The organism is Paraburkholderia sp. RL18-085-BIA-A, from assembly GCF_046027075.1.
Lineage (GTDB): Bacteria > Pseudomonadota > Gammaproteobacteria > Burkholderiales > Burkholderiaceae > Paraburkholderia.
In genome coordinates this window covers 1-11,172 of the sequence record NZ_JARESU010000203.1, presented here as the reverse complement: position 1 = coordinate 11,172, position 11,172 = coordinate 1, and the positions used below count along the sequence as shown (strand labels likewise).

The 11,172-nt window shown below is 62.7% G+C and carries 11 protein-coding genes; 9 read left to right on the top strand and 2 right to left on the bottom strand.

Annotated elements, in window-relative coordinates:
* On the bottom strand, positions 1-541 hold a 541-nt coding region (locus tag P0D89_RS48010), incomplete at its 3' end, for an IS6 family transposase (RefSeq protein WP_408369331.1).
* A gap of 28 nt (positions 542-569) precedes the next feature.
* Here P0D89_RS48010 and P0D89_RS48005 point away from each other — a divergent pair.
* Positions 570-1,031 (top strand): RidA family protein, encoded by a 462-nt coding sequence (locus P0D89_RS48005; RefSeq protein ID WP_408369351.1) that lies wholly within the window; start codon positions 570-572, stop codon positions 1,029-1,031.
* Positions 1,032-1,067: 36 nt separating this feature from the next.
* Here P0D89_RS48005 and P0D89_RS48000 read toward each other — a convergent pair whose 3' ends face one another.
* Positions 1,068-1,871: a LytTR family transcriptional regulator DNA-binding domain-containing protein gene (locus P0D89_RS48000; protein WP_408369333.1), complete on the bottom strand. Its 804-nt coding sequence runs from the start codon at positions 1,869-1,871 to the stop codon at positions 1,068-1,070.
* Positions 1,872-2,342: 471 nt separating this feature from the next.
* Here P0D89_RS48000 and P0D89_RS47995 point away from each other — a divergent pair, with 471 nt between their 5' ends.
* The 8 genes from P0D89_RS47995 to P0D89_RS47960 are packed head-to-tail and all read left to right on the top strand — an operon-like array spanning position 2,343 to position 10,619.
* Positions 2,343-3,209 (top strand): FAD binding domain-containing protein, encoded by an 867-nt coding sequence (locus tag P0D89_RS47995; protein ID WP_408369335.1) that lies wholly within the window; start codon positions 2,343-2,345, stop codon positions 3,207-3,209.
* A 24-nt stretch (positions 3,210-3,233) separates the two neighbouring features.
* Positions 3,234-3,755, top strand: coding sequence for a (2Fe-2S)-binding protein (locus tag P0D89_RS47990; RefSeq protein WP_408369337.1), 522 nt, complete (start codon positions 3,234-3,236; stop codon positions 3,753-3,755).
* 16 nt (positions 3,756-3,771) lie between these two features.
* Positions 3,772-6,183, top strand: coding sequence for an aerobic carbon-monoxide dehydrogenase large subunit (locus tag P0D89_RS47985; RefSeq protein WP_408369339.1), 2,412 nt, complete (start codon positions 3,772-3,774; stop codon positions 6,181-6,183).
* 39 nt (positions 6,184-6,222) lie between these two features.
* Complete coding sequence (locus tag P0D89_RS47980) at positions 6,223-6,813, top strand: SRPBCC family protein (RefSeq protein WP_408369341.1); 591 nt, start codon at positions 6,223-6,225, stop codon at positions 6,811-6,813.
* A 14-nt stretch (positions 6,814-6,827) separates the two neighbouring features.
* On the top strand, positions 6,828-7,721 hold the full coding sequence (locus tag P0D89_RS47975) for an AAA family ATPase (protein WP_408369343.1): 894 nt from the start codon (positions 6,828-6,830) through the stop codon (positions 7,719-7,721).
* On the top strand, positions 7,715-8,920 hold the full coding sequence (locus P0D89_RS47970) for a vWA domain-containing protein (protein ID WP_408369345.1): 1,206 nt from the start codon (positions 7,715-7,717) through the stop codon (positions 8,918-8,920). The genes P0D89_RS47975 and P0D89_RS47970 overlap by 7 nt, the downstream gene beginning before the upstream one ends.
* Positions 8,917-9,975 (top strand): XdhC family protein, encoded by a 1,059-nt coding sequence (locus P0D89_RS47965; protein ID WP_408369347.1) that lies wholly within the window; start codon positions 8,917-8,919, stop codon positions 9,973-9,975. Before P0D89_RS47970 ends, P0D89_RS47965 begins: the two co-directional genes overlap by 4 nt.
* Positions 9,972-10,619: a nucleotidyltransferase family protein gene (locus tag P0D89_RS47960; protein ID WP_408369349.1), complete on the top strand. Its 648-nt coding sequence runs from the start codon at positions 9,972-9,974 to the stop codon at positions 10,617-10,619. Before P0D89_RS47965 ends, P0D89_RS47960 begins: the two co-directional genes overlap by 4 nt.
* Positions 10,620-11,172: the final 553 nt, after the last annotated feature.

The following is an 11,172-nucleotide window of genomic DNA, read 5'->3' as shown; positions in this document are numbered from 1 at the left end:
CGACGTTGTTCAGGTACTTGCTCTGTCGGACCTTGATCGGTGTTGACCGATCCGCGTTGAGCGCTTCTAGCGCGGCCAGATTGGCGCCGCTCTTATCCACCGTAATCGTCTCGGGTTCGCCGTTCCGGTCAATCGCCTTCTCGAAGTAGCGGCGGGCAGCGGCCTTGTCACGATGCGCGCGCAGGAGGAAGTCGACCGTGTTCCCGGCCTTGTCAACGGCGCGGTACAGATATTTCCATTGGCCTCTGACCTTGACGTAGGTCTCGTCCATCCTCCAGCTTTTGCCAACTGGGCGTTTGTGTTTGCGAAACGCCTTTTCGAACAACGGTACGAGCTTGATCACCCAGCGGTGCACGCTCGAATGATCGACCTCCAAACCGCGCTCAGCCATCATTTCCTCGAGGTTGCGCAGGCTCAGCGAGTAGGCCACGTACCAGCGTACGCACAGCAGAATCACGTCCAGTGGATGGTGAAGTCGCTTCAGCACCTTACCAATACCCGGTGGCAACGTCGTGCGCGCCGTCTTCTTCGTGTTGGCCATCTTGGTCTTCATCCATGTTTGGACGCGAATCTTATCTCAACGCCTTAATGCGACAAAACCATTGCCCACGCCGGTCAACCAACTCGGTTCGTATCGGACCGTTTCGGTATCGGGAAAGCAGTTGTACGTCTCCGGACTTGGGCCGTTCGAAAACGGCAAGCCGATCGTGGGGACCGTCGGCGTGGATGTCTCGCTTGAGGATGCACGGCACGCGGCGCGCCTGACCATGCTGATGATTCTGGCTTGCGTCAATCAGGCCTGCGGGCTGGACAACATCGAAAGGTGCAGCCGGTTGACGGTCTATGTGCGCGCGGATCAATCGTTTACACAGCATCCGCAGGTAGCGAACGGCGCCAGCGATCTTCTGCAGGCATTTTTCGGGGCGGACAAGCTGCCGGCGCGCAGCGCACTTGGCGTGTACACGTTGCCAATGGGCATCCCGGTGGAAATCGACAGCATCTTCGAGCTAAAGTGGCAGGGCGCAAGCTGACCAAACCGGTTGAGGACGCACGCATTTGCCCGCGTGTCAGACCACCCCGAGCAGTTCCTTCAGCTGCGCGGTTTTCGACCGGCTGACCGGCACGAGGGTCCGCTCGACGTCGTCCATGACGAGATTGACGCTTTCGTCCGATTTGACCAGCTCGACCGCATACGGAAGGCTGACGATATGGCTGCGGTGGACTCGCAGGTAAATGCTGTTGTCGAGCCGTAACTCGAGATCGGCCAGCGAAAGATTGGAGAGGTAGCGGTCGTCCTTCGTGACGATCGTCGTGTAGTGGCCGTCCCCCTGGAAGCGGACGATGTCCTTGAGATCGATCAGGATCACCCGGTTCTTCCGATAGACGGGAATCTTGAAGAGACGCCGCGGCGACGCGTTGTTGCCGGCCAACAGCTGCGCGGACGGTTCGGTCGTCAGATCGGTGACATCGTAGAAGATCATGCAGGTGCCGCAGGTCCCGTGCATATCCGCCATCCTGGAGACCTTGATCATCAGGATCCGGTCGGGGATGTTGATCATCATGGCAACCGGCGGCGGCGACTTCACCGGGCAACCGCCTGCGTCCCGCGATTGCAGCAGAAAACGCAGCTTGTCGCGGCTCTTTTCCGGGTGCAACTGCACCACGTCGATGCCAAACAGCTTGTCCTGCGTGACGCCCAGCGATTGCTCGCCCGCCGGCCCCAGTATTTGCAGCGCGACGTCGTTAAACGCAGTGACGTGTCCTTCCGTGTCGAGCCAGACCACCCCCGGATTGAACTGTTCGAGCTTGTGCTGAAACGTTTCGCTGCGGCGCGGCTCGGGAGCCAGAACGGCGTGTTCAAGCGGTTTCATGCAAGGTCTCCTGCCTTATCGGGCCATCGACGGGGGCCGTCCACGCTCTCAAGCGATTGTTCTTCGTTTTATGTCTTTTCCCAGATTCACGCAAGTTTTCGGGCGGTTCGCGCAACCAAACCGCCATTGAGGAAGCAGCGTTGAATTGCTGCGCTGTGTACTGAAATTGTAGTGCCAGTGGATGTTCAAGCCTTACCGGACGACGGCATGACAGGCGCGGCAAGCAGCCTGCGAATGCGCCGGTTCATCCGGGGTCCGGATCGAAGTGCCGTGCCAGCGCTCCTGGTGCGTTGCCGCAGCGGCAACGGCCCGCGTTCGCCATGTGCCCATTTCAAGCCGGTTTTCCGGCGATTGGCGCGCACCCGCCACCGTTCGAGAAATCGCGTTGAATTGTTGCATCGTACTGTGAAATGCTCGATTGAAGTCCGATGACGCGCCAGTTCGTAGGCCGCTGACAACAAGGAGGCCAGTGTGATCCCCCGTCCATTCGAATATCACGTTCCAAGGACTTTGCCGGAGGCCATCGCGCTGCTCACCGAGCATGGCGACGCGGCGAAGCTGCTTGCCGGCGGCCACAGTCTGCTGCCGATGATGAAGCTGCGCTTTGCCGAACCCGGCCATTTGATCGACCTGGGCAAGCTCGCGGAGCTCAAGGGTATCGCCGAAGCGGACAACGAGATCCGCATCGGCGCAATGACGACCGAGAACGAGTTGATCTGGTCCGAACTGCTGCAGACCCGTTGTCCGTTGATCGTCGAAGGTGCGCGCCAGATTGCGGACCCGCAGGTGCGCTATCGGGGGACGCTGGGCGGCGACCTGTCGCATGGCGATCCGGGCAACGATCACCCGGCGCTGATGATCGCGCTCGATGCTTCGTTCGTTCTGTTGAGCGAACGCGGCTCGCGCGTCGTACCGGCTGACGGATTCTTTCTCGGCACTTATACGACGCTGCTCGAAGCCGGGGAAATCATGACGGAGATACGCATTCCGGTGCCGGCGGAGGGCACCGGCTATTGCTACGCGAAGCTCAAACGCAAGACCGGCGACTTCGCGACCGCGGCGGCGGCCGTGACGCTGCGCATGACGGGCGCGAGCGTCGGCGACGTGCGGATTGCGCTGACGAATGTTGCGCAGACGGCAATCCGGGCGACGGACGCCGAGCAGGGGCTGCGCGGCAAGCCGCTCGACCAGCAGGCGATTGCCGAAGCCGCGCGTCTTGCGATGGCGGCGTGCGAGCCGGTGGCCGATCTGCGCGGGGACGTCGAGTACAAGACGGCAATGGCGGGCGAAATGACGCGGCGGGCGTTGAGCATTGCATATTCGCGGGCAGCACACTGAAAACAGAACCTGGGAGAACACGGCATGAACAAGAAGGTCATGGTGTCGTTCAAGCTGAACGGCAAGGAGACGGACGTGGTGGTCGAGCCGCGCGAATTGCTGATCCATACGCTGCGCGAAAAATGCTTGCACACCGGTCCGCACATCGGATGCGAGACGTCGCATTGCGGCGCTTGCACGGTCGACTTCGACGGCATGTCGGTCAAATCCTGCACGATGCTCACGGTGCAGGCCGAGGGCGCGCAAGTGCTGACCGTCGAAGGCCTCGCGCAAGGCGGCGAACTGCATGCGCTGCAGGAAGGCTTCATCCAGGAACACGGCCTGCAATGCGGCTTCTGCACGCCCGGCATGCTGATGCGGGCGTACCGCCTATTACAGGAAAACCCCGAGCCGAGCGAAGAGGACATCCGCTACTGGATGGCGGGCAATCTGTGCCGCTGCACGGGTTATCAGAACATCGTGAAAGCCGTGCAGTACGCGGCGCGCAAGCTGCGCGGCGAAACGGTTGAAACCTCGCATCCGCTGATGGCAGCGGACGCGCACTGACGACCGGGAGAAGGTGATGGGAAATCTCGATGCCAATCTCGATCGTCTTGCCGCGCTGGAAGGCATGGGCTGCTCGCGCAAGCGCCGCGAGGATCCGCGCTTCGTTCAGGGCAAAGGAACCTACGTCGACGACGTCAAGATGCCCGGCATGCTGTTCGGCGTGATGGTGCGCAGCCCGTACGCGCATGCCCGCGTGAAGAAGATCGACAAGTCGCGCGCGCTGGCGCATCCGGGCGTGCACGGGGTGCTGACCGCCGACGATCTGAAGCCGCTGAAGCTTCACTGGATGCCGACGCTCGCTGGCGACGTGCAAGCGGTGCTGGCCGATGAGAAGGTCTGCTTCCAGAATCAGGAAGTTGCGTTCGTCGTCGCTGACGACCGCTATGTGGCAGCCGACGCGGCGGAACTGGTGGAAGTCGAGTACGAGGAACTGCCCGTGCTGATCGATCCGCTTGCCGCGCTGGCTCCCGATGCACCGGTGATTCGCGAGGACATCTGCGACAAGCAAGCGGGCGCGCACGGTGTGCGCAGGCACCCGAATCACATTTTTACGTGGAACATCGGCGACAAGGACAAAACCGACCGGGTATTCGACAATGCGGATGTTACGGTCACGCAGGACATGCTGTATCCGCGTGTGCACCCCTGTCCGCTGGAAACGTGCGGCTGCGTCGCCTCGTTCGACAAGGCCCGCGGCGATCTGACGGTGTACATCACGTCGCAGGCGCCGCATGTCGTACGCACGGTGGTCGGACTGCTGTCGGCGATTCCGGAGTCGAAAATCCGCATCGTTTCGCCGGACATCGGCGGCGGCTTCGGCAACAAGGTCGGTGTGTATCCGGGATATGTCACGTCGATCGTCGCGTCGATCGTGCTGGGGCGGCCCGTCAAGTGGATCGAGTCGCGCGCCGAAAACCTGAGCACCACGGCCTTTGCGCGCGACTATCACATGACGGGCGAGCTTGCCGCGGACAGCGACGGCCGCATCAAGGCACTGCGCGTGCACGTCACGGCCGATCACGGCGCGTTCGATGCGTGCGCCGATCCGACCAAATGGCCGGCAGGCATGTTCCACGTCTGCACCGGTTCGTACGCGATACCGAATGCGTTCGTGTCGGTCGACGGTGTCTATACCAACAAGTTTCCGGGCGGCGTCGCCTACCGCTGCTCGTTCAGAGTGACGGAGGCGGTCTATCTGATCGAGCGGATGATCGACGTGCTCGCGCAAAAGCTCGGCATCGACAAGGCCGAAATACGTCTGCGCAATTTCATCCGCAAGGATCAGTTTCCGTACACGACGCCACTCGGGCTCGAATACGATTCGGGCGATTACGAACCTGCATTGAAGAAAGTGCTGGCCGCTGTCGACTATCCGGCGCTGCGCGCCGAGCAGGCCGCACGCCGCGCCGATCCGGACGCCGAATGGCTGATGGGCATTGGCGTCGTGAACTTCACTGAGATCGTCGGCGCGGGGCCGTCGAAAATGTGCGACATCCTCGGCGTCGGCATGTTCGATTCATGCGAGATCCGCGTGCATCCCGACGGTTCGGCCATTGCGCGAATGGGCACGATCACGCAGGGGCAGGGCCATCAAACCACCTATGCGCAGATCATCGCGTCCGAGGCCGGCATTCCCGCGTCGGTGATTGCAGTCGAGGAAGGCGATACGTCCACGGCGCCGTATGGACTCGGCACCTATGGTTCGCGTTCCACGCCGGTCGCGGGCGCCGCGGTGGCCCGGGCGTCGCGCAAGATTCGCGAGAAAGCACGGCAGATCGCCGCGCATCTGCTCGAAGCCAGCCCGGGCGATGTCGAGTTCGATCTCGACCGCTTCGTGCTCAAGGGATCGCCCGAACAGTTCAAGACTGTCAAGGAAGTGGCCTGGGCCGCGTACAACAATGTGCCGGAAGGCATGGAGATGGGGCTGGAAGCCGTCGATTACTACGATCCGCCCAACTTCACGTTCCCGTTTGGCGCATACGTCTGCGTGCTCGACGTAAATCGCTACACCGGCGAAACGCGCGTGCGCCGCTTCTACGCGCTCGACGACTGCGGCACGCGCATCAATCCGATGATCATCGAAGGGCAGATCCACGGCGGCTTGACCGAAGGATTCGCGGTGGCGCTGGGTCAGGAGCTGCCGTACGACGAAGCTGGGAATCTGCTGGGCGGCACGCTGCTCGATTACTTCGTGCCCACTTCGGTTGAAACACCTCATTGGGAGACCGATTTCACGGTGACCCCGTCACCGCACCATCCGATTGGAGCAAAGGGTGTCGCCGAATCGCCGCACGTCGGATCGATTCCGTGTTTCACGGCGGCGATGGTCGATGCGTTCGCGCATCTCGGCGTCACGCACATGAACATGCCGCATAACGCGTATCGCGTCTGGCAGCAATGCCGCGAACTCGGGCTTTCACGGCAGTGAAAAGCCATTCGGCGAGCCCGGCACGTAAAGGATGATCCGATGAAAGTCGTACTCGAAAAGGTATTTCCGCTGGCCGCCCCAGCGGACCACGCGTGGCAGCTGATGCAGAACATCGAAGCCGTCGCCGGGTGCATGCCGGGCGCGAAGGTTACCGAACGCGTCGACGACACGCATTACAAAGGGACGATCACGGTGCGGCTCGGGCCGGCCACGATGTCGTTCAAAGGCAATATCGAGGTGGTGAATCTCGATAGCGCGGCGCGCAGCCTGAACCTGGTCGGCAAGGGTGCGGATACGACGGGAAGCTCGGCGGCGTCGATGGATCTTGTCGCCGCCGTGCAGGCAACAGGCGAGACCTGCGAGCTGACCGGCAGGAGCGAAGTGACGATGAGCGGCAAGGCCGCGGCGCTGGGTGCGCGCTTGATGGGCCCGGTGGCGGACCAGATGCTCAAACAGTTTGTCGCCAACTTCGCCGCGCGTCTGCAGACGTTGCAGGCGCAACAGACGACGGGGGTTCCCGCCGCGCCGGAGGAGGCCGAGGCACCACGTTCCGAGCTGAACGGGCTGGCTCTCGCATGGGCCGTTTTTCGCGAATGGCTGCGCGGGCTTTTCTCCCACAAGACCGCTTGAGGTCCGGGGTGGCGATGACGACCGACCGCATGAACGACGTCGTTGACTTGCAGAAGCGGCTGGAGCGCCATGGCTTCGTCGCCGAGCGCAGCTTTGCCGCCACCTTGCTGCTGACGATGGAAATGCGGCGGCCTCTACTGCTGGAAGGCGAGGCCGGCGTCGGCAAGACGGAGGTCGCCAAAGCGCTTGCGCGGCTGCTGGATACGCGTCTGATCCGGCTGCAGTGCTACGAAGGTCTCGATGCGCACTCCGCGCTATACGAATGGAACTATCAGCACCAGTTGCTCGCGATCAAACTGCTGGAGCAGGACGACCGGCCGATTCCCGACAAGGAGCAGGATATTTTCTCCGAGCGTTATCTGCTCAAACGGCCGCTGCTGGAAGCCATCACCGCGACACCGGCACCCGTGCTGCTGATCGATGAAATCGACCGGACGGATGAAGCGTTTGAAGCCTACTTGCTGGAGTTGCTATCCGACTTCCAGATGTCGATTCCGGAATTGGGCGTAATACGCGCCGCCGAGCGGCCTTTCGTTATTTTGACTTCGAACGGCACCCGTGAGATTTCCGATGCGCTGCGCCGCCGGTGTCTGTATCAGTACGTCGACTATCCGGGCTTCGAAAAGGAACTGCTGATCGTGCGCATCCAGGTGCCGGAGGTGCCGGAGAAACTGGCGCGCCAGGTGGTGGAGTTCGTGCAGTCGGTCAGGCAGATGGATCTGCGCAAAAAACCCGGGCTTGCCGAAACGCTCGACTGGGTCGCCGCATTGCTGCGCCTCGGCGTCAGCACGATCGATGAGGACGGTGTCGAGCGGATCATGGATTCGCTGGCGGCACTCGTCAAAACGCGTGAGGACCAGGCCGGCCTGACACGGCCGGTCGTCGAAAAGCTGGTGGCCGCATGTTGACCGGAATCGACTGCGCCGCTGGCCGCGCACCGCCGCCGAGCCTCGAAAAGGCACTCGCTGCCCGCTATGCCGGGTTTGCCGGCTGGCTGCGCGCCAACGGTTTTCATGTGACGAGCAGCGACATCACCGCATCGATGGAGGTCGCGCAGCGCATGGGGCAACTGGACAGCCTGGTGCTGCGCTGGAGCCTGCGCGCACTGTTGTGCTCCCGCGCCGAAGAATGGCGGCGCTTCGACGAACTGTTCGATGTGTATTTCTTCGTGCCGAATCGCCGCAAGCTGGTTGAAGCGCGTGCCGGCGGCGCGGGCCGGATCGAGCGCGACAGCGCAGGCTGTCAGCGCGATGCGAACGAGGGCATACCGTTGTCGCTGGCCGGGCGCGGCGGCGATCCTTCATCCGTAAATGGCGGCGCGGCCGAGCAGGGCGCATCCGCAGAGGAGGCCGCGCTTACGCATGCGGACTTCCGCCACCTCAATCAGCCTGACGAACTGTTCGCAATCGACGAAGCGATCCGCCGTTTCGCGCTGCGTCTCCAAGGCATCCAGACCCGGCGTGAACGCCGCGCGAGTGCCGGCCGCGTCGTCGACATGGCATGGACGATCCGCCGCAGCGTCTCGCGCGGCGGGCTGCCGCTCGAACTCGGGTGGCGGCGCAAACGGCGCGTGCGTCCGCGCATTGTGCTGCTGCTGGACGTCAGCCGGTCGATGAGCCTGTACAGTTTTTTCTATCTGCGGCTTGCGCGCGTATTGAGCGCGCGGGTGTCCGACGTGCATTCGTTCATCTTTCATACGCGGCTGGTGGGCGTCGCCCAGGCGTTGCGCGATCCAGACCCGTGGCGTTCGCAGGAGCGCCTGCAACTCCTTTCGGCGGGATGGGCCGGCGGCACGCGTATCGGCGACAGTCTCGGCGAATTCAATCAGCAGCACGCCGCGAAGCTGCTGCACTCGCGGACCGCCGTCGTAGTCGTCAGCGACGGCTACGACGCGGGCGAACCCGAGCGTTTGCAACAGGCGCTTGCGGCGATCCGGCGGCGCTGCCGTTGTCTGGTCTGGCTCAACCCGCTTGCAAGCAGCGCCGATTTCACGCCGGCGAGCGCCGGCATGCAGGCGGCACTGCCCTATGTCGATTTGCTGGCAGGCGCACGCGACCTCGCGAGTCTCGAGCGCGTGCTGCCCCAAGTCCTGTCGGTGCTGCAATGAACACCGCCGATACGCTGCTGCAACTCGAACAACGGCTGATCGAGCAGGCACAGCCGTTTGCCGTCGTCACGGTGATTCGCGCCGCGCCGCCCACGTCCGCGTGGGTGGGCGCGCAGGCGCTAGTCGAAGGCGACGGCGCGATACATGGCTGGATTGGCGGCGGGTGTTCGCGGGCGATCGTGATTCAGGCCGCGCAACAGGCGATCCGCTCGGGACAGCCGAAGCGCGTTCGCATCAGCAACGAGCCCGCGCTGCCGGAAGCGGATGTCGAGGCGCACGCGATGCCGTGTGCAAGCAATGGTGCAATCGAGCTTTTCATCCAGCCGACCTTGCCCGCGCCATTCGTACTCGTGCTGGGCTCGACACCCACTGCGCTCGAAGCCTGCGTGCTGGCGCAACGAGTCGGGTTGCGCGTCTGCGCCGCCGCGAACGTGACCGCGCCGTTTGCGGCGCTCGGCTTGCGGCGGGTCATCCAGGGTTTCGATGCGCTGGCGTTCAACACGGTCGAGCCGCAGTTGATCCTGGTGGCGACCCAGGGCGACAGCGACGAAGACGCGCTCGAAGCCGCATTGCGCAGCAACGCGGCAGCGGTGTTGCTGGTGGCCAGTCAACGCAAGGCCGACAAGTTGCGTGAGGCGATGCGCGTGCGCGGCATCGCGCCGGATCGGCTTGCGGCGCTGCATGCACCTGCTGGCCCGGCTATCCACGCTCATACACCGCAGGAAATCGCGTTGGGCGCCGTCGCCGGTCTGGTGACGCTGCGGCGCGAACTTGAGCAGGCAGCAGCCGACGCGTGCGCTTCGCAACTTGCCGGTGGCGAAGCGGTGCCGGTTTTACCGCCGTGCGAATCGATGGCATTGGTAGAGGCGCCCCGCATGCGCTATGTGAACCCGGTATGCGGCATGGCGATCGATGTCGCGTCGGCCATGCATGCCGTCGACTACGGTGGGCAGCGCTTCTATTTCTGCTGCGACGGCTGCAAGATCGAGTTCGACAGCGCCCCGGATAAATATCTGGCGATCGCAAAAGAGGCGGCGCAGCGGGAGAAGACATGAGCGACCCGTGGAAGGCGGCCGAACCGCAACACGCGCCCACATTTTCAGCGGTTGTGCTTGCAGCTGGCCTGTCATCGAGGATGCAGGGGCAGCACAAGCTGCTGTTGCCGGTCGGCGGGCAGCCGGCGATCAGGTGCACGGTGAACGCGCTTGTCGAGGCGCAGCCCGAGGAAATCGTGGTGGTGACCGGCTTCAAGGGGCGCGCCGTCATGGAGGCGCTCGACGGCTTGCCAGTCACGTTCCAGAGCAACCCGCGCTATGAGGAAGGGCAGATGACGTCGGTTGCTGCCGGCGTTGCCGCGCTGGGCGCGCCGTGCAATGCCGTGATGGTCTGCCTCGCAGACCAGGTGTTGCTCGAGGCAGCCGACTACCGCGAGCTGATCGATGCTTTCGCCGCGATGCCGCGCGGCTCGATTCTGCTTCCGGTGTTCAACGGGCAGCGCGGCAATCCGGTGGTGTTTTCCGCGAGTTACGCGCCGGAGGTGATAAGCGGCCACGTGAACCCTGGATGCCGGAAACTGATCGCCGAGCATCCCGATGAGGTCTTCGTCCACGAGGCCGCGCACGATCGCTTCACGGTCGATATGGATACGCCCCGCGATTACGCGCGCATTCTGGACCGCTTGAGGGTTGTGTCGCAGTAAGAGATGGGAGCGTTAAAAACCTAAAGCGTAAGGATCTAAAGCGTAAGGATCTAAGAAACTCTGACGGCTAACTTACTCCCGCGCGTTTGCCGCAGCTTTTCAATCCCGCAAAAGCTCACCATTCGGACGGATAGTACTAGATTCAAACGCAACTAACTGTCTGCCGCAATTCTGTACGTTACAACGTTAAAGCCAGCTTTCCAGACTGCCCGGCAGGGCAAGCGAGGCGATCTCGCTTGCCCATGCCAGAAGGCCGGTCGCCGACGCCGCCTCGCGAAGGATTCGTCCATTTGCAAAAAACTGGCCTCATTCTCAGCGTAAGTCTGTTCAGCCACGCACCATGGTCACCCAGTGTGCGGAGCTGCTGCCGATCGGGTTATAAAACCGTGTGCCTTGCGTCTTGGCGGAACAGTTTTGTGCGCAACACGTGGAGCGGGACTTGTTCTTTCGTTAGTATCGACGCCTTGCCGTGCCCGGGATGGCGGGAACAACATTACGGAATTCATCGGCGGTGTAATATTATTGGCAATCCTATGCAATTTGACATAAACCA

Bases quoted from the DNA above. Each gene is read 5' to 3' on its own strand.
- P0D89_RS47970 (WP_408369345.1), top strand. From the start codon at position 7,715: ATGTTGACCGGAATCGACTGCGCCGCTGGCCGCGCACCGCCGCCGAGC.
- P0D89_RS47975 (WP_408369343.1), top strand. From the start codon at position 6,828: ATGACGACCGACCGCATGAACGACGTCGTTGACTTGCAGAAGCGGCTG.
- P0D89_RS47965 (WP_408369347.1), top strand. From the start codon at position 8,917: ATGAACACCGCCGATACGCTGCTGCAACTCGAACAACGGCTGATCGAG.
- P0D89_RS47960 (WP_408369349.1), top strand. From the start codon at position 9,972: ATGAGCGACCCGTGGAAGGCGGCCGAACCGCAACACGCGCCCACATTT.
- P0D89_RS47990 (WP_408369337.1), top strand. From the start codon at position 3,234: ATGAACAAGAAGGTCATGGTGTCGTTCAAGCTGAACGGCAAGGAGACG.
- P0D89_RS47985 (WP_408369339.1), top strand. From the start codon at position 3,772: ATGGGAAATCTCGATGCCAATCTCGATCGTCTTGCCGCGCTGGAAGGC.
- P0D89_RS47980 (WP_408369341.1), top strand. From the start codon at position 6,223: ATGAAAGTCGTACTCGAAAAGGTATTTCCGCTGGCCGCCCCAGCGGAC.
- P0D89_RS48000 (WP_408369333.1), bottom strand. From the start codon at position 1,871: ATGAAACCGCTTGAACACGCCGTTCTGGCTCCCGAGCCGCGCCGCAGC.